The sequence below is a fragment of the Nocardia brasiliensis genome (assembly GCF_042691675.1).
Lineage (GTDB): Bacteria > Actinomycetota > Actinomycetes > Mycobacteriales > Mycobacteriaceae > Nocardia > Nocardia brasiliensis_D.
The window spans coordinates 8,193,436-8,211,965 of record NZ_CP170507.1 but is presented as its reverse complement, the minus strand read 5'-3'; the positions used below and the strand labels follow the sequence as shown (position 1 = coordinate 8,211,965).

Sequence of the window (18,530 nt, the reverse complement as noted above, 5' to 3'; positions counted from 1 at the left end):
TGTCGACCCCAATTGCTGGGGACCGCGCCTCGCCGGTGATCGGCGCGCGGGAGGCCGCGCTTGCCTTAGGGTCTGCCGTATGGACAGTGCGGAGTACGGCGGGCTCGAGCAGACCCTCGGCCAGCCGATTGCCGGTATCGCGCCCGCCGAATGGGGTTTCCAGAACCGTACCGACCTGCTCACCCTCGCCGACGGCGACCGGATGGTCCTGCAGCGCTACCGCAACCCCGACGACGCCGAACGCCGCCTCCGGATCATGCACACCCTGCTGGAACCGGCCGCCAAACGCGGCATCACCATTCCGCGGATCCGGCGATTCGACCTCGACGCCGACCCCGCCTGGATCGTCTTCGACGCCCTGCCCGGCGTCCCCATCCCCGCCAGCGACGAAATCGGCCTGGCCAGCCCACGATTCCCCGCCATCGCCCGGGAGATGGGCACCCTGCTCGCCGCGTTCCGCCGCCTGCCGACCGCGGGTCTGCAACTCGACGACCTCTGGGCGACCCCAACCCGCCTGGTAGAAAGCGCGACCGCCTGGGCCGCACGAGTGGAGCTCTCCGTCGCGCAACGCGCCACCCTGGACCGAACGCTGCGATCCCTGCCCACGCTGTTCGCCTATCGCCCCGTTGTCCTCGCGCACGGCGACTTCACTCCGGTGAACATCCTGCACGATGGTGAAACCATCACCGGGCTGCTCGATTTCGAATCCGTCTGCCTGGCCGATCCGCTGTTCGACCCCGCCTGGTGGTCCTGGTCGGTCGGTGCCGCCGGATCAGATGCCCTCGCTCCGGCCTGGCCCGAGTTCCTCGAAGGTGCGGGCTTCGACCCCGACGAACCCGATCTGGCACAGCGCATCGAAGCCCTCCAGCTCCTCCGCACGCTCGAACTGCTCGCCGAGAAAACAGATCTCAGCCCTGCGGTACGGACCATCGCGCAGGAGCGGCTGTCGGGGATGCTCGGTCGATCAGCGTGATTGTCACACTCGGGTCCGCTGTGTCGTCCTCTCGGTGACCGCGGAACACCGCACCAACACTGAGGAGCAGCAATCATGACCACGACCGAGAAGATCGCGGTGGCCGGGGCGACCGGACGGCTGGGCAAGCACGTGGTGGATGTGCTGACCGAGCAGGGCCACGAGGTGGTGGCGTTCTCGCGGAAGAACGGTGTGGACATCGAGACCGGCGCCGGTCTGGTGGAGGCGCTCGACGGCGTGCGGGTCGTCATCGACGCGTCGAGCACCCCGTCCGCCGACAAGGACATAGCGACCGAATTCTTCACCGCCGCCGCCCGGAATCTGCACGAGGCCGGACATAAGGCAGGTGTCGAGCGCCTGGTGGTGGTGTCGATCATCGGCATCGACAACTCCACCGCGGGCTACAACGCCGCGAAACTCGCGCACGAGCGCGCCCTGCTGGCAGGCCCGCTCCCGGTGCAGATCCTGCGCGCCGCCCAATTCCATGAACTGGTCGAGGTGATGACCCAGTGGGGCACCCAGGGCGACGTGGCCTACCTCGCCGAGATGCGCACTCAACTCGTCGCCGCCCGCACGGTCGCCGAGGCCCTGGTCGACCTGGCGGTCAACCCTGCTCCGGCAGCCACCGACGGCCCTTTCCCGGAAATCGCGGGACCGCGGCCGGAAACCATGGCAGGCGCGGCAACCCTCCTCGCCGCCCGCCTCGGCGCGCCTGCCCGCATCGTCGAGGTCAGCGACCCGGAGAACCCGGACCGTGAAATCTTCGAGAACGGCACCCTTCTCGCGAGCTCGCACGCCACCCTCGCGGGCCCCAGCTATGCGGACTGGCTCGAAGCCACCTACCCGCTCGCCAAGTAGTCCGAGTGCCGAAATCCGCATCGCTTCGAATCACGAAGCGATGCGGATCGCGGGTGTCAGTTGGCGGTGGTCAGGTCGTAGAGGGTGACGCCGTCCACCTCGGTGGCGGTGAAGTTCTCCTTCACCCACTGGGCGATTTCGGAGCTGGTGGACTTGCCGGAAGACCCGGGACCGCCGCGGCCGCCCCCTTCACCGCCGATGAAGTAGTGGATCTTCCCTTGCGCCACATACTCTTTGAACTGTGCGAGGGTCGGCGAGGGGTCGCTGCCGTTGAAGCCGCCGATGGGCATGACGGGCAGTTCGGTGGCCAGTTGGAAGCCTGCGGCGCTGTTGGAGCCGACCGCCGCCGCGGCCCAGGTGTAGGTGCCGCTGTTCTGTTCCAGTAGTGCGACGACTTTGTCACTGGGTTTGCTCGCGCCGAGTAGGCCACCGGCGACCATCATTTCCGAGCCATGTCCGCGGGTAACCATCCCCGGCACCGCACCCCGCGGGCCGTTTCCGGGTCGACCGTCGCCCGGGCCATCCGGCATCCCGTTCATTTCCTCGGCCCATGGTGGACGACCGAACATGCCGAATCCGCCGACATTGGGCCCCGCCGACGGGATCGCGCCCACATGCGGGGTCGCGATGGTGTCGATGGCGTAGGCGGTCGGTCCGGCCAGGCCGGTGAACGCGACGGCCAGCGCGGAGACAATGGTCAGTTTCCTCGCAGTGGGGATGAGCACGGCCACCGTCGCGAGTACGCCGACAACGAGGATGGTCCACCGCAGCCACGGCACCCAATGCACGCTGCGGGACAACAGCAGCCACGCCGTCGCGGTGGTGAGACCGACGGCGAGCGCGAGCATCGACCGGACCCAGAGTCGCTGCCGCTCCCGCCACAACAGCACCGCGCCAGCGCCGACCAGTGCGGCGACAGCCGGGGCCAGTGCCACCGTGTAGTACTGGTGGAAGATTCCGGCCATGAAGCTGAAGGTCGATCCGGTCACCAACAGCCAACCGCCCCAGAGAATCAACGAAGCACGCTGGCGGTCGGTGCGGGCAGCCTTGCCGCGCAACAGGATTCCGGCCATCAGTGCCACCAGCGCGGCAGGGATCAACCAGGCGATCTGTCCGCCCTGTGCCGGTTCGAACATGCGGGTGATGCCGGTGCTGCCCCACATGCCGTTCCCGCCGGGTGGTAGATCCCCACCACCGGGTCCGACACTGCCTCGCTCGTTACCGCTGAGGCGTCCGAGCCCGTTGTAGCCGAGCGTGAGCTCGAGGATCGAATTCTCGTGCGACCCACCGATCCACGGCCGCGACGAGGCGGGCCACAGTTCCACGGCCAACAGCCACCAGCCCGCCGCCGCGATCATGGCGGCTCCGGCGGCGAACAATTGAAGGATGCGTTTGCCGAGCGCGGGCGGACCGGCGAGCAAATACGCCAGCGCCAGCGGGGGAACAACCAGGAGTACCTGTAGCTGCTTGGTGAGGAAGCCGAATCCGATGAACACACCGGTCAGCACCAGCCAGCGCCATCGGCCGTCCTCGACCGCCCGCGTCATCGCCCATGCCGCGGCGACCATCAGGAACACCAGTAACGCATCCGGGTTGTTGAACCGAAACATCAGCGCCGCAACGGGAGTCACCGCGAGCACCAGCCCGGCGAGCAGTCCGGCGGCGGGCCCGAACGGCCTGCGCACCGTAGCCCACACCAGCGCCACACTCGCCACTCCGAGCAGTACCTCGGGCACCAGCATGCTCCAGCTGTTGAGCCCGAACACCCGCACCGACAACTCCATCAACCACAGCGCGGCGGGCGGCTTGTCCACGGTGATCGAGTTCGCCGCATCCGAGGATCCGAAGAAGAAGGCCTTCCAGGACACCGAACCCGCCTGTACCGCAGCGGAATAGAAGGAGTTGGCCCACCCGTTCGAACTCAGATTGCACAGGTACGCGATCCCGGTGCCGACCAGCAGTGCCGCCAACGCCGGGTATTCCCAACGCATCTCGGGTTCGGGCGTCGGCTGCGGCAATGCTTCGGTCGGCGGAGCGAGCGTCGCGGTCATCGCGGATCCCCCTCGTTGCGCAGCGCGTCGAGTGCCACCGGACTTGCCGGTGCCGCTGAGTCCACGGGCCCGGCGGTGCTCGAATCGCTGTGCTCGGGTGCCGTCCGCCGAGCTGGGCTCGGCGTGTTGCGGAACACCCACCGCAACCCGACGAAACGCAGGATGGTGGCGAGCAGGTTGGCGAGCACCAGCACGAACAACTCCAGATGCACCGGTGCGTTCGGCGCCCAGTGGTGCAGCGTGAACAGCGATCCACTGGTCAACGCCAGCCCGATGCCGAAGATCAGCAGCCCTTGGAACTGATGCGACACCGCACCCGTCGAGCCGCGTACACCGAAGGTGAAGGCCCGGTTGGCCGCCGTATTGGCGACGGCGGTGATCAGCAGCGCCAGGAAGTTCGCCACCTGCGCTCCGGTAAACGATTGCAGCACAACATAAAGCAGCAGATAGGCGAGCGTGCTCAACACGCCGACAATCGCGAACCGCACCAACTGGCCGACCATCCCGAGCGGCACCCCCGGCACCAATGGTTCGCGCCCCACCGCTCGGCGCAGTTCTTCCAACGGCAGTGTCCCGGTGGCCAGCGCGCGGGTCAGTCGCCCGATGCCGAGCAGATCCTTGCGCGCGGTGTCGACGATGTCGACGCGGCTGTCCGGATCGTCGATCCAGTCCACCGGCACCTCGTGAATGCGCAGCCCGGCCCGCTCGGCGAGCACGAGCAACTCGGTGTCGAAGAACCACTCGCCGTCGCGCACCAGCGGCAGCAATTGCCGCGCCACCTCGGTGCGGATGGCCTTGAAGCCACATTGCGCGTCCGAAAAATGCGCCTGTAGTGAGGCTTTGAGCAATAGGTTGTAGCAGCGGGAAATGATCTCCCGCTTGGGTCCGCGCACCACGCGCGAGGACGCGCTGAGCCGGGTTCCGATCGCCAGGTCCGAATGCCCGGTGATCAGCGGCGCCACCAGCGGCAGCAGCGCGTTCAGATCGGTGGACAGGTCCACGTCCATGTAGGCGACCACCGGTGCGTCGGAGTGCTCCCACACCGCGCGCAGCGCCCGGCCGCGCCCCTTGGCGTCCAGGTGCACCACCCGCACGCCGTCGAGCTCCGCCGCGAGCACCTGGGCCACCTGCAACGTGGCATCGGTGCTGGCATTGTCGGCGACGGTGATCCGCGCGGGGAAGGGGAATCCCTCCCGCAAGTAGGCGTGCAACCTGCGCACACAGATGCCGAGGTCGTTCTCTTCGTTGTAGACGGGTATCACCACGTCCAGCACGGGCACACCCGGTGTCTCGGCTAATTCCGCCGCCGCGACGGTCACAGTCTCGGTCATACAGACCACCCTCGACGGCCACGCTGCCACGGGGCTGGGCCTCAGCTGTGAGGTTCCTGGGGGCTCGAGACCGGCGCGGATCGGTCCCGGGGTCGGCGCCCGTAGCGTACGGTTTCCAGTATCGGGACCGTTCAGGTCCTCCGAGCAAAGGACCACGTTTGTCCGACAAGTCTCCGCGCAGCTCGATGTCGAAGAAATCCGGGAAGTCTCTGAAGGAGAAGCGAGCGGACAAGAAGACCAAGTCCGCCCCCGAGCAAAGCATCCTCGATCCGAAGAAGCGCTGACTGCCGCCGCTGAGCGAGGCGCTCGGCCCCTCGCTCAGCGGATATGTCCAGCCGCCCTGGCAGGTCACCCGGGCCGCCCGGAACACCGGTCGATCAGGCGTGTACCTCTTCCGCCTCCTCGACCAGCCGCACCACCGGCTTGTCCCGACGCCGCATCAGCACCAGTACCAGTGCACTGCCGAGCAGCCCGATGACGCCACTGACCGCGAGGGTGGCCTGCACGCCCGCCGCCGCCGCGGTACGCACCGCCGCATCGAGCGCGGCCCGTGCCTCGGCCGGCACCTGCTGCCCGATCACCGCCGCCTGACCGGCCCCAACGGCACGCGCCGTGACCTCCGCGTCCGGCACCGCATGCTCGGCGAGCACGTCCCGCGCCCGCGCGGTGAATACGCTGCCCAGCGTGGCGATCCCGAGGGCAAAGCTCAGCTGCTGAGCGGTATTCACCGCTCCCGTTGCCATTCCGGCCCGCTGCCACGGAACCGCCGCCATCGCAGCCGAACTCAGTGTCGCGGTGGCGAGGCCGACGCCGAGCCCGATCGCCAGGAACCCGGGAACCAGTGCCACCCAACCGGCTTCGTCGTGCACCAGCACCGCGCCCAGTATCCCGCCGACCCCGACCGCGAAGAGACCGCCGCCGATGATCCGGCCACGATGCTCACCGTGCAGATATCTGCCGATGCCGCCGGAGACCAGAAAAGCCATGACGGACAACGGGAGTCCCACGGCGCCGGCCTGGATGGCGCTCAGGCCGAGCACCGACTGCATCCAGATCTGGCTGTACATCAGCGCGCAGAAGGCTGCGAAGAACAGGGCGACGGCCGCGACGAGCACGCCGACGAAGAACCGGTCACGCAACAGCGCGAGGTCGAGCATCGGCTGTTCGGAAAAGCGTTCGACCAGAAAGAACGCGACCGACGCGACGGCCGCGACCAGCAACAACCACCAGGTGAGCGGGTTCGACCACCCGTGTTCGTTGGCCCGGATCAGCGCGTAGGTCACTGCCGCCGCGGCAACGGCGAAGGTAGTCATGCCGCCCAGATCGATCCGGCCGCGGTGTGGTCGCTCGCCTTCCGCGAGCACCGCAAGGCACAATGCGATGCCAATGGCACCGATCGGCAGGTTGACAAAGAAGATCCACCGCCACGACATGAGGTCGGTGAGCACGCCGCCGATGATCGGCCCGACGGCACTGGACGCACCCGCGACAGCGCCCCACACCCCGTACGCCGCGCCGCGGTCGCGCCCGTCATAGCTGTTGTTCAACAGGGCGAAGGTGGTGCACGACATGGTGGCCGCGCCGACGCCCTGTGCCACGCGCGCGATGATCAGGACGGTGGGATTCGGCGCGAACCCGCAGACCAGCGAGGAAATCGCGAACAAGACCAGCCCGGCCAGGTAGGTGCGGCGATGCCCCGCCAGGTCGGCGATCGAGCCCGCGCCGAGCATGAGCGCCGCCATCGCGAGGGCGTAACCGTCGACGACCCATTGCAGTGAGCTGAACGACGCGTCCAAGTCGTTGCGCATATCCGGTAGTGCGACGTTCACGATGGTGACGTCGATCAGCAGCATGAAGGTGCCGAGACACACCGTCAGCAGCGGCAGCCATTTCCGCAAAGCCGTTGTCCTCTCTCGAAATCGGTCGTTTGAGACGGCGTCGAGTATCCGAAGAAACGACGAGGCCGGTCGCGTGACGGCGGATCCGGCGTAGATTTCCTCTCTATGGCCGGGGCTGCGATGAGCAAAAATTCCATATTGGATGCAGTCGATACGCAGATCGTGCAGGCGCTGCAACTCGACCCGCGCGTCTCGTTCGCGCGAGTCGCCGCCGAACTGGGTGTCGCCGAGCAGACCGTCGCCCGCCGCTACCGGCGGTTACGCCGCGACGGGGTGGTCCGGGTGATCGGCGCGGTCGATCCCCGCGCGGTCGGCGAGAACGACTGGATCATTCGGGTGCGCTGCCGCCCGGACGGCGCGATGCAGGTGGCCGAGGCGCTGGCCCGGCGCGACGACGCCGCGTGGGTCAGCATCGCGGCGGCGGGTGCCGAGGTGATGTTCTCCCTGCACCCGCGCACTCAGCAGGACCGCGACGACCTACTGGTGCAGCGGTTGCAACGCACCGCACCGGTGCACGACATCGCGGCGGCCATGGTCCTGCATCGCTTCGTCGGACCCGATGTCACCGACTGGCGGGGCAGGCAATTCATCGGCCGGGAAAAGGGCGCGACAGCAACGGTTCACGCCGAGTCGGATCTACAGCTGCGGGATGAGGACGACGCCCTGCTCGAGCTGCTGGCCCGGGACGGTCGCGCCAGTTACTCGGTATTGGCACGGGCCACCGGGATGAGCATCGGCCGCGTGGCGCGCCGGATCTCGGCCTTGCAAGCGGCGGGCATCCTGTACTTCGATCTCGACATCGCCCCTGCCGCATGGGGTTCGAGCCTTTCGGCGTTCCTTTGGCTGCGCGTCGCCCCGGCGCAGTTGGCGGCGGTGGGCAGTGCCATCGCCGAACACGACGAAACCACCTACGCCGCAGCGGTTACCGGGCCGTTCAACCTTTTCGCCGTGCTGACCGCGGGCACCGCCGATGACCTGTACCACTACGTGACCACCGAGATGGCCGCCCTCGACGGTGTGCACAGCTTCGAACTCACACCCGTGCTCGAGCGCCTCAAGCAGGCGGGCACCCGTACCGTCGGCGGGCGACTCAGCCACCCCACCCCGTCGCCGCGCCGCGCGCGCACGTCCCGCCGACGGTGAATCGCTCGAACTACAGCGCGATCCCGAATCGGGCCGCGGTGTTCCGGCCCGCCCGATACAGCGGCACGCCCATGTCCTCGTAGGCCGGGCCGAGCAGGCGCGGGATCAAGTCGATGGCCCTCGCGTCGGCACCGATCAGGACCCTGGCTTTGTTCTTCCGCACGCCGCGCAGGATGGTTTTGGCGGCCGAATCGGGACTGGTGAGGGTGAGCGCGTCGAAGCCGCGGCGCACCGTCTCGATATCGACATCGTCGGGGATGCCGCGCGCGTTCACCGCGATGTTCGTCTTCACCCCGCCGGGGTGCACGCAGGTGACACCGACCGGATGCCCGGCGATCCGCATCTCCTGCCGCAGTGCTTCGGTGAACCCGCGCACCGCGAATTTCGCGGCGTTGTAAGCGCTTTGCGAGGGGACGCCGACGAGGCCGAACACCGAGGACACATTGACGACGTGACCGTCGCCGGACGCGATGAGGTCGGGCAGGAAGGCCTTGGTGCCGTGCGCGACGCCCCAGAAGTTGATGTTCATCAGCCAGTCGAAGTCGTCCCACTCCATGTCTTCGACATCGGCCCCGAGCGCGACACCCGCGTTGTTGATCACCAGGTCGACCCGCCCGAATTCGCCGCGCACGTCCGCGGCGTGGGCATACACCGCCGCCCGGCGCGCCACGTCGAGTTCGTACGGAACGGCGGTGGCGCCGAGCTTCTCGCAGCGCCCGGCGGTATCGGCGACCGATTCGGTATTGATGTCGGACAGCGCGAGTCGGGCGCCACGCCGGGCCAGTTCCAGCGCCAGCGCCCGGCCGATGCCGGAGCCTGCCCCGGTGATCACGGCGACTTTGTCTGTGAAGTTCTTCATTGAACGTCCTCGGGGTTACGGGTTGGCGGGGGCCGAGCGGCCGTTGCTGTCTGCGGTGGGAAACGTTTGTGCCGGTAGACCTTCCAGTACGGTCATCGGCCTGGTCGGCGAACTCGGTGCGGGACCGAAGAATTCGTACTCCGCGGGATCCAGGCGTCTGGTCCGCAACCAGTACTGCCAGGTGAAGCCGGACCACAGCGTGCGGTTGTTTCCGTGCTCGTCCAGATACCAGCTCCGGCAGCCGCCGGTGTTCCACACCGAACGCGACAGCCCACGCTGCAACCGGGCATTGAACCGATCCTGGGCGGCCCGCCGCGGCGCCAACGCGACCGCGCCCTGCGCGCGGACCTGCCGAATCGCTTGCAGCACATAGTGGATCTGTGCCTCGATCATGAAGATCATCGAGTTGTGTCCGAGGCCGGTATTCGGCCCGACCAGGAAGAACGCGTTCGGCATGTCGGCGATCGTGATACCGAGGTGCGCCTGCACCCCTTCCCGGTCCCACCGTTCGGACAGGTCGACACCGCCGCGGCCGACGATCGGCAGGTTCTTGTACGACTCGATGACGTGGAAGCCGGTGCCGTAGATGAGTACATCGGCCGGGCGCTCGACGCCGTCGGCGGTGACGATACCGGCCGCGGTGATTCGGTCGATGCGCTCGGTCACCAGCTCGGTCTTGGGATCGGCGAGCGCGGGATAGTAGGTGTCGGAGCCGAGTAACCGTTTGCAGCCCGCCCGATAGTCCGGCGTAACCTTCGCCCGCAGTACCGGATCCGCGATCTGTCGTTCGATATGCCGCCGGCCGAGCCGCTCGATCAGCTTCAGCAGCCCCGGTCGCCAGTTCATCGCGTAGCCACCGACCTCGAGGCCCCAGTAGATGCCATTGCGCAATGCGAAGCGCAACCCGGGAACTTTTCGCAGCGCGCGCCGAAACCCGCCCGAGAACTCCGTATCCGCTCGCGGCAGGACCCACGGCGGGGTGCGCTGGTACACCGTCAACTCCGCTACCCGGCCGACGATCTCCGGCACGAATTGAATTGCGCTGGCACCGGTACCGATTACCGCGACCCGTTTGCCAGCGAGTTCGACCCCGTGGTCCCACTGCGCCGAATGGAAGGCCGGGCCGGTGAAGTCCGCGCTACCCGGGAACTGCGGAATGCTCGGAATATGCAGCGCCCCAACGGCGGACACCAGAAATTGCGCGACATATTCCTGGCCGTCGGCGCTGAACGCGTGCCACCGCCGCTCGTCCTCGTCCCAATATCCGTGCGCCATGTGCTGACGGAAGCGAATGTGCGGCCGCAGCCGATACTTGTCGGCGACTTCCTGCAGATAGTCGAAGATCTCCTGCTGCCCCGAGAAGAGACGCCGCCAATTGGTGCGTGGCTCAAAGGAATAGGAATACAGGTGGGACGGCACGTCGCAGGCGCAGCCGGGATAGGTGTTGTCCCGCCAGGTCCCGCCGATCTCCTCGGCCTTTTCCACGATGAGGTAGTCGTCGATGCCCGCCTCATCGAGCGCGATGCCCATGCCGAGGCCGGAGAATCCGCTGCCGACGATCAGGATACGGGTGTGGATCGCGGACGCCATCGTCCCCACCGGCTCTCTGTGCTGCACATAGAAACCCGGAAGTATGCATTACCACCGGTTCCGTCTACTTTCCGAGTGTGTCCCACGCCTCATCCGATGTCAACGCCACGACTCCGTCATCGGTACCGCTGGTAGCGGGTAGCATCCGGAATTGTGATGCGCAGCGGGCGAAAAGTAGACGAGGTACCGCGCAAGCGCGTCGACGCACGCACGGAGCGGTGGCGTGAGCACCGGCTGAAGGTGCGGGAGGAGTTCGTCGACGCGGCGTTCCGCGCGCTGGACAAGTTCGGGCCGGACGTCAGCATGGGCGATATCGCCAAGGCGGCCGGTGCGGCAAAACCCAAGCTGTACCGGCATTTCGAGGACAAGACCGACCTCTACAACGCCATTGTCGACCGGGTCCGCGACATGCTGTGGGAGCAGATCATCGCCAGCTTCGACCTGACCAACGATTCGGCGCGCGAACTGGTGCGCCGTGGGGCGGCCGAGTACGTGCTGGTGGTGTCGGAGCACCCGAACGTCTTCCGGTTCATGCTGCACAGTCATTTCGCGCAGCAGTCCGACGATTCCGAGCGCGCCCTGCAATCCGCCCGCCAGTCGGCGCGGCGGGCCGCCGACCTGTTCGCCGAGCTACTAGCCGACGAGTCGGTCGAAGTGGACGGTGTCGAACTCGTCATCTATTCGATCTTCGGCGCGGTTGCCTCGGCCACCGATTGGTGGCTCGGCGCGAACCGGTTGAAGACGCCGGCGATGCCGATCGAGAAGTTCGTCGCCTATCTCGCGGAAACCATTTCCGCGCTCGCCGAGGCCAATGCCCGGCTCAACGGCATCACCATCGATGCTGATCTGCCACTGCACCTAGCCTTTTCCGGCGAGTAAGTCGGGTTCGGACGGCCGCGGCGTCGCCCCGGGTCGACGCTGGCGGCGGTGGTCGCATTCGCTGGAACGACGCTGTTCTCGTTCGGCCGCTTCATCGAGGCCGACCGCGTTTGCGACATCCTTATTGTCTCAGGACCCACCGACAAGAATTAGCCCCTGAATGCCGGGTCGGGCACCTGGGTTACTACGGGAGTCCCGGTGGCTTTCCGGCCGATTACCGCGTCAGCCGTTGTGCAACCGCCAGAGTGGCGAGACCGGGCCGTGGCCCGCGCCCAGGTCATACGACGCGGCAAGGCAGCGGTAGGTCCAGTCCTTGGCGAATTCCACCGCCGCCGGTACCGAATAGCCGTTCGCCAAGGCGCACGCGATCGCCGCCGCGAGGGTGTCGCCGCCGCCGTGGTCGTTGCCGGTGCTGATCCGCGGCGCGGTGAACTCCAGGAATTCCGCACCGTCGAAGAGCAGGTCGGTGCTGTACTCCGAGGACCGCAGGTGCCCGCCCTTGACGATGGCCCACTGCGGTCCGAGTTTGTGCAGCTCCATCGCGGCGCGCCGGGCCGTCGCGTCGTCGGTGACGTCGATTCCGGTGATCAGCCGGACCTCGTCGAGGTTCGGCGTCACCACCGTCGCCAGCGGAATCAGGGTGTGCCGCACCGCGTCCAGCGCTTCCTCGTGCAGCAGCGGGTCGCCGTGCATGGAGGCGGCGACCGGATCGACGACCAGCGGAATCCGCCCGTCCCGGCCGATGCCCACCGCGCGGCAGACCTCGGCGACGGCCTCGATGATGGCGGTCGAGGCCAGCATGCCGGTCTTGACGGCGCCGATGCCGATATCGGTGGCAACGGCGCGCACCTGGCCCGCCACGATGTGCGGCGGGATCTCGTGGAAGTCGCTGACTCCCACCGAGTTCTGCACCGTCACCGCCGCGACCGCCACGCAGGCGTGCACCCCGCACAGGGCCATGGTGCGCGAATCGGCCTGGATTCCGGCGCCGCCGCCGGAGTCGGTCCCGGCAATGGTCAGCACCCGGACCGGGGTCTGCCCGTCGGGGGTCAATGGCAACAACTTCACGGGACAAACCCTACGACCGTTCGCCCGCGCAGTGGCGCGCAACCGGCGACCCCGGGCGTCGACAGTAAATGAAAACCATTATCATTAAGAGATGACCATGTCACCGACCTCCGATCTGCTCCCCGTCACCGTGCTGTCCGGCTTCCTCGGTGCGGGCAAGACGACGCTGCTCAACCACATCCTCGCCAACCGGGAGGGCCGCCGGGTCGCGGTCATCGTCAACGACATGAGCGAGGTCAATATCGACGCCGCGCTCGTCGCGGGGCAGGGTCATCTCGACCGCACCGAGGAGAAGCTGGTCGAGCTGACCAACGGCTGCATCTGCTGCACGCTGCGCGAGGACCTGATCGAGGCGGTGGGCCGACTCGCGCGGGAGGGCCGGTTCGATCAGCTGGTCATCGAGTCGACCGGCATCTCCGAGCCGATGCCGGTGGCCGCGACCTTCGACTGGGAGTTCGAGGACGGATTCAAGCTCGGTGATATCGCGCGGCTGGACACCATGGTGACGGTGGTCGACGCGTCCACGTTCCTCGCCGAAGTGTCCCGCGGCCAGGCATTGGCCGAGCGGAATCTGCAAGCGGGCGAAGGGGATGCGCGTACTATCGCCGACTTGCTGGTCGATCAGGTGGAATTCGCCGATGTGCTGCTGGTGAACAAGACCGACCTGGTCGGCGCGGCGGCCGCCGGTGCCGTGGAAGCGACGGTGCGCAAGCTCAATCCGCGGGCCCATGTGCTGCGTACGACCAATGGTGTCGTCGACTTGGCCGACGTGCTCGGCACCGGCCGGTACAACCCCATTGCCGCCGCCGAGGCCGAGGGCTGGGAGGACGAACTGGCGGGCGGGCACACGCCGGAGACCGAGGAGTACGGCATCCGCAGCCTCACCTACACCGCGGACCGTCCGTTCCATCCGCTGCGCCTGTCCGAGGCGCTCGGCGAACTACGAGGGTTGTTGCGCAGCAAGGGTTTCTGCTGGATCGCCAGCCGCGCCATGCTGGCGGCCGTCTGGTCGCAGGCCGGACCCAACCTCGTCTTCGAGCCCGCCGCGTGGTGGTCGGCGCTGGAAGTGCCTGCGGGGCAGGAGATCGTCTTCATCGGCATCGAGCTGGACCGGGACCGGGTCCGCGCCTTGCTCGATGCCGCCCTGCTCACCGATGCGGAATTCGCGGCTGGGCCCGCGGAATGGGCCACCTACCCTGACCCGTTCCCGGCCTGGGGCGACCTACACGAGCACGCCTGATCGCGTAGGTCCCCGCTGCGCGCACCCCGGCCTCAGTGCGAGATGCCCGGGGCCTGGTGCAGGTAGGTCGAGTCGGTCAGCTGCTCGAGCATGAAGTCCGCGATATCGGCCCTGGCGATCTTCAGTGTGAGTCCGCGTTCGTCACCGGGGAAGCCGCGGCGGAAGCTGCCGGTACGTGGGCCGTCGGTGAACGCGCTGGGCCGGACGATGGTCCAGTCCAGGTCGCTGGCGCGGACGAACGCTTCCTGCGCCACGTGGTCGGCGTAGGCCCGGCGCAGCAGCATCCCGAACAGCAGGTGCTTCCACAGGAAGTTCAGGTTGGGGCGGCTGTCGCCGACGCCGAGCGTGCTCTGGCAGATCAGCCGCTTCACCCCGGTCCGGTTCATCGCCTCGATGATCGCGCGGGTACCCGCGGCGCGGACGATGCCCTTGCGGCCGTCGCCGAGGGCGACCAGCACGGCATCCTGGTCGGCCACGGCCCGCTGCACCGAGCCGGTGTCGAGCACATCGCCCTCGACGACGCGCAGGCGGTCGTGCCGCTGGGTGATCCCCGAGGCGTTGCGGGTGAAGGCGGTAACCTCGTGGCCCGCTTCGAGGGCCTGCTCGACGACCAGACGACCGACCGTGCCGGTGGCTCCGAAGACTACGAGTTTCATGGTGTTTCTCTCCTGGTTCGAAAGCTGTTGAGCTGTTGTTGAATCCAGTACAACAGCGCGGAGTGAGACGAACCATGGCCGTGAGTCTCGATGACATAAGAGACTGTCTCGAGCCCGCCGAACATGCGACGGCCCGCACCCGGGGTACGGGTACGGGCCGTGCGGTGGCGATCTCAGCGGTACTGGGCGAAGAACTCGGTGATCTCGCCGGACATCAACTCGGGCGCGACGTGGTGCAGGTAGTGCGTGTACACGTCGTGGGTCCGCCACGAGACGATGTTGCTGTGGTCCCGTTCGGCGAAGCGGCGGATGCCGTGGAAGTCGCCCTTCGAACCGGACAGTGACAGCGGGACGGTGATCGGCTCGGCGGGCTTCTCGGCCTTGGCCTTCTCGAAGTAGTGCCGGATCGCGGAACCCGCTGTGCCGGTGAGCCAATGGATCGCGATGTTGGTCAGCACGAAGTCGTCGTCGAGGTCCGGCCCGAGCAGCTGGCTGTTCCAGCCGACGAGCCCGGCGGGCGAATCCATCAGGGCGTGCGCCAACGTCTGCGGCTGCTGCGACTGCAAGATGTTGAAGCCCATCTTGTTCTCGACGAACCAATCGAGGGTCGCCAAGGACTGCGCCTCGTCCTCGGTCAGGTCGGCCATTTCCGCCGGATCGCCGGACGGGAACGAGTACACCTGCGAAACCTGAACGGCAACAACGTGTTCCGGGTCCACGCGGCCGAGCTCGGGGGAGATCTGCGCGCCGCCGTCATTGCCGACCGCGCCGTACTTGTCGTACCCGAGCCGCCGCATCAGCTCGGCCCACGCCTTGGCGATCCGGGTGTCGTTCCACCCGGCTTCCGTTGTCGGGCCGGAGAATCCGTAACCCGGCACCGAGGGGATCACCAGGTCGTATCCGGCGGCGGTGAGCGGCTCGACGACGCCGAGGAATTCGACGAAGGTGCCCGGCCAGCCGTGGGTCAGGATCAACGGGAAGGCGTTGTCCTGCTTCGACTTCACGTGCAGGAAGTGAATGTTCTGTCCGTCGATCTCGGTGGTGAACTGCGGGTACTCGTTGAGCTCCTGCTCGACCTTGCGCCAGTCGAACCCGTCGCGCCAGTAGGTCACCAGGTGGCGGACCCGATCGACGCTGACCCCGTAGGTGTCACCCGAGCCCGGGATCTGGTCGGCCCAGCGGGTGCGGGCCAGCCGCGCCTGCAGATCGTCGAGGTCGGCCTGGTCGACGGCGATGCGGAAGGGGGTGATGGCGGTCATCTGAACTCCTTTTGAAACGGAATGCTTCGTTCTGATTGAACTGTAGCAGAACGGATCATTCCGTTTCAAGTGCTATCCTGAAATCATGTCGAAAACATCCGCTGCCCCAGCTCAGAAGGGGTTGCCCGGCCGCAAGGCGCAGGCAGCCCGCAATGACGGCCTCATCCTGACGGCCGCTCGCGCCGTGTTCCTGGCCGACGCCAATGCCCCGATCGCCGCCGTGGCCGAACGCGCGGGGGTGGGCATCAGTGCGCTCTATCGCCGCTACCCGAGCAAAGAAGTCCTGCTGCGTACCCTCTGCTACGACGGGTTGCGTCGTTACAACACCGAAGCCGATGCGGCGCTGGCGGATTCGGATGGCTGGCAGGGTCTGGTCGGATTCCTGGAGCGGGTCGTCGACGCCGACGTGCACTCGTTGACGGTCCACCTCGCGGGGACGTTCACCCCGGACGAGTCGTTCCTGCCCGAGGTCATGCACTCGGCCGAGGTGACCGAGGAGATCGTGCGCCGCGCCCACGCCACCGGTCGCCTCCGGCCGGGCGTCACGCCGCAGGACCTCGGCCTCATCTTGGAATCGTGCGCGGCCATCTCGATGCCCGACCCGACCCGCACCGCGCAACTACGCCGCCGCGTCCTCGCCATGTTGCTGGCGGGCCTGACCGCCGACGGCGACCTCCCCGGCCCACCACCCCAGCCGGGCGAGTTCGCCTGGCGCTGGGAGCGGCGGACCTGACTCGCGCGCGGGACGTGGCTGCGCCGAATGTCGAGTAGGCCCTTCGAGAAGTCCCGTTCGACGGGCTATCGCTACGGGGTGTGGATGGGGTGGCGTATCCGGGGTCGGCGGTTGACATTCAGGTGTTAGGCCCGGCCGAATGCCAACGCGACATTGTGTCCGCCGAAGCCGAATGAGTTGTTCAGGGCGTAGTCGATGCGTTGTTCGCGTGCTGTACCCGCGACGATATCGAGCTCGATCTGCGGGTCCTGGTTGTCGAGATTCAAGGTGGGCGGGATGATTTGGTCGCGCAGCGTGAGCATGGTGACGAGTGATTCGAGGGCGCCCACGGCACCGATCGAGTGTCCCAGTGCGGATTTCGGGGCGTAGACCGAGGCGTGCGGTGCGACGGCAGCGATCGCGTTGGCCTCCGACGCATCACCGATGGAGGTGGCGGTCGCGTGTGCGTTGATGTGTTGGATATCCGAAACGTGAAGGCCCGCAGTCTGTATCGCCTTCCGCATGGCCCGGGCCGCGCCTACGCCCTCGGGTTCCGAGGCCACGATGTGGTAAGCGTCGGAGGTGATGCCCGCGCCGAGCACTCGGCCGTGGATTTCGGCGCCGCGGGCCCGTGCGTGCCGCTCCGATTCGAGCACCATCAGCGCGCCCGCCTCGCCGAAGACGAATCCGTCCCGGTCCCGATCGAACGGCCGGGACGCCCGTTGCGGCTCGTCGTTGCGGGTACTCATCGCTCGCATCATGGCGAAGCTGGCGATGGGCACCGCGTGGATGTGGCCTTCGACGCCGCCGGTCACCACGACATCGGCCTCGCCGGTGCTGATCAATCGCCAGGCCTGCGCGATCGCCTCGGAGCCGGACGAGCACGCCGACACCGGCGCGAAAACGCCCGCCTTGGCGCCGATTTCGAGCCCGACGGTGGCGGCGGGTCCGTTCGGCATCACCATCGGCACCGACATCGGCGACACCTTGCGGTAGCCACCGGACCGCATCGCGTCGACCGCGTTGATCAGCGCGTCCCCGCCGCCGAGCCCGGTGCCGATGGCGACGGCGAGCCGCTCGCCGTCCAGCTCCGGAGCGCCCGCCTTGCGCCAGACCGCGCGGCCGAGCACCAGTGCCAGCTGTTCGACATAGGACAGTCGCCGCTGCTCAACCCGGGTCAGCTGCGCGCCGGGCGGTGACTTCAGCTGCCCGCCGATCCGCACCGGCAGGTCGTACTCGGTGACAAAGTCCTCATCGAGCACACCGATGCCGCTGTGTCCGAGCAGCAGCTCGGACCAGGTTGTATCCATGTCCTCGGCCAGGGCGGTGGTGGCCGCGTAGCCGGTGACGACGACGGCATCCCGAGTTTCTGAAGCGATTGTTACAGTCACGATGTCATGGATACCTGTACCAATCGCTACAGTCAACTCATGGCCCGTCCCCTCGACCACGCGAAACGCGCCGAACTGCTGGCCGCCGTCGTGCGCTACATCGCCGACCACGGCCTCGCTGACCTGTCGCTGCGTCCGCTCGCCGCCGAGCTCGGCACCAGCTCACGCATGCTGATCTACTACTTCACGACCAAGGAAGAACTCCTGGTTCAGGCGCTGGCCACGCAGCGCCCGAATGTCGCGGCGGTGTTCGCGGAGGTCTCCGATGCCGCAACGCTGCGGGCCCGCCTGTGGGAATTCTGGACAACCAACACCTCCGGCGACGGCCGCACCAGCGTCAGGGTGATGCTGCAGGTGCTCGGCGCGGCGTGTACCACGCACAGTCCGTACGCCGACTACGCGAAGACGGCCATCGCGACCTTCATCGACTCCCTTGCTGCGGGCCTACGCGGCCTCGGCTCCATAACTGATCCGGAACTTGTAGCGACACTGCTGGTTTCGGGCCTGCGCGGCATTCTGCAGGACCGTCTGATCACCGGCGATGTCGCCCGCACCGACCGCGCCGCTCGCCTCTTGATCGATCAAGCCCTCCCCTGACATCCGCTTTGTCGGCCTTCGGAGC

Annotated in this window: 17 protein-coding genes; 8 read left to right on the top strand and 9 right to left on the bottom strand. The window is 67.3% G+C overall.

Translation table 11 applies throughout. The annotated features are described in order from the left end of the window. Positions 1–79 precede the first annotated feature (79 nt). Positions 80–973 carry an aminoglycoside phosphotransferase family protein gene (locus ACFK0J_RS37880; RefSeq protein WP_378734474.1) on the top strand — a complete coding sequence of 298 codons (894 nt, stop codon included), beginning with the start codon at positions 80–82 and terminating at the stop codon, positions 971–973. Between the two features lie 75 nt (positions 974–1,048). Continuing rightward, positions 1,049–1,831 (top strand): SDR family oxidoreductase, encoded by a 783-nt coding sequence (locus ACFK0J_RS37875; RefSeq protein WP_378734473.1) that lies wholly within the window; start codon positions 1,049–1,051, stop codon positions 1,829–1,831. Positions 1,832–1,887: 56 nt separating this feature from the next. On the opposite strand, the gene ACFK0J_RS37870 is transcribed toward ACFK0J_RS37875, so the two are convergent. Both ACFK0J_RS37870 and ACFK0J_RS37865 read right to left on the bottom strand, forming a co-directional pair. Next, the gene (locus ACFK0J_RS37870) at positions 1,888–3,882 is read right to left on the bottom strand and encodes a glycosyltransferase family 39 protein (RefSeq protein ID WP_378734472.1); all 1,995 of its coding nucleotides are present in this window, start codon (positions 3,880–3,882) and stop codon (positions 1,888–1,890) included. Then, the gene (locus ACFK0J_RS37865; RefSeq protein ID WP_378734471.1) at positions 3,879–5,213 is read right to left on the bottom strand and encodes a glycosyltransferase; all 1,335 of its coding nucleotides are present in this window, start codon (positions 5,211–5,213) and stop codon (positions 3,879–3,881) included. The genes ACFK0J_RS37870 and ACFK0J_RS37865 overlap by 4 nt, the downstream gene beginning before the upstream one ends. 158 nt (positions 5,214–5,371) lie before the next feature. Between ACFK0J_RS37865 and ACFK0J_RS37860 the strand changes: the two genes are divergently transcribed. Further along, complete coding sequence (locus ACFK0J_RS37860; RefSeq protein WP_281427718.1) at positions 5,372–5,497, top strand: hypothetical protein; 126 nt, start codon at positions 5,372–5,374, stop codon at positions 5,495–5,497. A 93-nt stretch (positions 5,498–5,590) separates the two neighbouring features. Here the strand turns inward: ACFK0J_RS37860 and ACFK0J_RS37855 are convergent, their stop codons facing one another. After that, the gene (locus ACFK0J_RS37855; protein ID WP_378734470.1) at positions 5,591–7,111 is read right to left on the bottom strand and encodes an MFS transporter; all 1,521 of its coding nucleotides are present in this window, start codon (positions 7,109–7,111) and stop codon (positions 5,591–5,593) included. A gap of 138 nt (positions 7,112–7,249) precedes the next feature. Here ACFK0J_RS37855 and ACFK0J_RS37850 point away from each other — a divergent pair, with 138 nt between their 5' ends. Then, entirely contained in the window at positions 7,250–8,254 is a 1,005-nt protein-coding gene (locus ACFK0J_RS37850) for an Lrp/AsnC family transcriptional regulator (protein ID WP_378734469.1), read from the top strand. Positions 8,255–8,264: 10 nt separating this feature from the next. Here the strand turns inward: ACFK0J_RS37850 and ACFK0J_RS37845 are convergent, their stop codons facing one another. Both ACFK0J_RS37845 and ACFK0J_RS37840 read right to left on the bottom strand, forming a co-directional pair. Then, positions 8,265–9,113, bottom strand: coding sequence for an SDR family NAD(P)-dependent oxidoreductase (locus ACFK0J_RS37845; RefSeq protein ID WP_378734468.1), 849 nt, complete (start codon positions 9,111–9,113; stop codon positions 8,265–8,267). Between the two features lie 15 nt (positions 9,114–9,128). Then, complete coding sequence (locus tag ACFK0J_RS37840; protein ID WP_378734467.1) at positions 9,129–10,703, bottom strand: flavin-containing monooxygenase; 1,575 nt, start codon at positions 10,701–10,703, stop codon at positions 9,129–9,131. A gap of 156 nt (positions 10,704–10,859) precedes the next feature. Here ACFK0J_RS37840 and ACFK0J_RS37835 point away from each other — a divergent pair, with 156 nt between their 5' ends. After that, a complete protein-coding gene (locus ACFK0J_RS37835; protein WP_378743301.1) occupies positions 10,860–11,582 on the top strand; it encodes a TetR/AcrR family transcriptional regulator in 723 nt (240 codons plus the stop codon). A gap of 222 nt (positions 11,583–11,804) precedes the next feature. Here the strand turns inward: ACFK0J_RS37835 and thiD are convergent, their stop codons facing one another. After that, positions 11,805–12,650, bottom strand: coding sequence for a bifunctional hydroxymethylpyrimidine kinase/phosphomethylpyrimidine kinase (gene thiD / locus ACFK0J_RS37830; protein ID WP_378734466.1), 846 nt, complete (start codon positions 12,648–12,650; stop codon positions 11,805–11,807). Positions 12,651–12,741: 91 nt separating this feature from the next. Between thiD and ACFK0J_RS37825 the strand changes: the two genes are divergently transcribed. Continuing rightward, positions 12,742–13,890 carry a GTP-binding protein gene (locus ACFK0J_RS37825; protein WP_378734465.1) on the top strand — a complete coding sequence of 383 codons (1,149 nt, stop codon included), beginning with the start codon at positions 12,742–12,744 and terminating at the stop codon, positions 13,888–13,890. A gap of 32 nt (positions 13,891–13,922) precedes the next feature. Here ACFK0J_RS37825 and ACFK0J_RS37820 read toward each other — a convergent pair whose 3' ends face one another. Both ACFK0J_RS37820 and ACFK0J_RS37815 read right to left on the bottom strand, forming a co-directional pair. Next, the gene (locus ACFK0J_RS37820) at positions 13,923–14,546 is read right to left on the bottom strand and encodes an NAD(P)-dependent oxidoreductase (protein ID WP_378734464.1); all 624 of its coding nucleotides are present in this window, start codon (positions 14,544–14,546) and stop codon (positions 13,923–13,925) included. A gap of 173 nt (positions 14,547–14,719) precedes the next feature. After that, entirely contained in the window at positions 14,720–15,805 is a 1,086-nt protein-coding gene (locus tag ACFK0J_RS37815; protein ID WP_378734463.1) for an epoxide hydrolase family protein, read from the bottom strand. An 85-nt stretch (positions 15,806–15,890) separates the two neighbouring features. On the opposite strand from ACFK0J_RS37815, the gene ACFK0J_RS37810 reads away from it, so the two are divergent. After that, on the top strand, positions 15,891–16,538 hold the full coding sequence (locus ACFK0J_RS37810; protein WP_378734462.1) for a TetR/AcrR family transcriptional regulator: 648 nt from the start codon (positions 15,891–15,893) through the stop codon (positions 16,536–16,538). 125 nt (positions 16,539–16,663) lie between these two features. Here ACFK0J_RS37810 and ACFK0J_RS37805 read toward each other — a convergent pair whose 3' ends face one another. After that, positions 16,664–17,908: a KasA/KasB family beta-ketoacyl-ACP synthase gene (locus tag ACFK0J_RS37805; RefSeq protein WP_378734461.1), complete on the bottom strand. Its 1,245-nt coding sequence runs from the start codon at positions 17,906–17,908 to the stop codon at positions 16,664–16,666. Between the two features lie 39 nt (positions 17,909–17,947). Between ACFK0J_RS37805 and ACFK0J_RS37800 the strand changes: the two genes are divergently transcribed. After that, positions 17,948–18,505 carry a TetR/AcrR family transcriptional regulator gene (locus tag ACFK0J_RS37800; RefSeq protein ID WP_378734460.1) on the top strand — a complete coding sequence of 186 codons (558 nt, stop codon included), beginning with the start codon at positions 17,948–17,950 and terminating at the stop codon, positions 18,503–18,505. Positions 18,506–18,530 lie beyond the last annotated feature (25 nt).

Bases quoted from the DNA above. Each gene is read 5' to 3' on its own strand.
- ACFK0J_RS37880 (WP_378734474.1), top strand. From the start codon at position 80: ATGGACAGTGCGGAGTACGGCGGGCTCGAGCAGACCCTCGGCCAGCCG.
- ACFK0J_RS37875 (WP_378734473.1), top strand. From the start codon at position 1,049: ATGACCACGACCGAGAAGATCGCGGTGGCCGGGGCGACCGGACGGCTG.
- ACFK0J_RS37870 (WP_378734472.1), bottom strand. From the start codon at position 3,882: ATGACCGCGACGCTCGCTCCGCCGACCGAAGCATTGCCGCAGCCGACG.
- ACFK0J_RS37865 (WP_378734471.1), bottom strand. From the start codon at position 5,213: ATGACCGAGACTGTGACCGTCGCGGCGGCGGAATTAGCCGAGACACCG.
- ACFK0J_RS37845 (WP_378734468.1), bottom strand. From the start codon at position 9,113: ATGAAGAACTTCACAGACAAAGTCGCCGTGATCACCGGGGCAGGCTCC.
- ACFK0J_RS37840 (WP_378734467.1), bottom strand. From the start codon at position 10,703: ATGGCGTCCGCGATCCACACCCGTATCCTGATCGTCGGCAGCGGATTC.
- ACFK0J_RS37835 (WP_378743301.1), top strand. From the start codon at position 10,860: ATGCGCAGCGGGCGAAAAGTAGACGAGGTACCGCGCAAGCGCGTCGAC.
- ACFK0J_RS37825 (WP_378734465.1), top strand. From the start codon at position 12,742: ATGACCATGTCACCGACCTCCGATCTGCTCCCCGTCACCGTGCTGTCC.
- ACFK0J_RS37820 (WP_378734464.1), bottom strand. From the start codon at position 14,546: ATGAAACTCGTAGTCTTCGGAGCCACCGGCACGGTCGGTCGTCTGGTC.
- ACFK0J_RS37815 (WP_378734463.1), bottom strand. From the start codon at position 15,805: ATGACCGCCATCACCCCCTTCCGCATCGCCGTCGACCAGGCCGACCTC.
- ACFK0J_RS37810 (WP_378734462.1), top strand. From the start codon at position 15,891: ATGTCGAAAACATCCGCTGCCCCAGCTCAGAAGGGGTTGCCCGGCCGC.
- ACFK0J_RS37800 (WP_378734460.1), top strand. From the start codon at position 17,948: ATGGCCCGTCCCCTCGACCACGCGAAACGCGCCGAACTGCTGGCCGCC.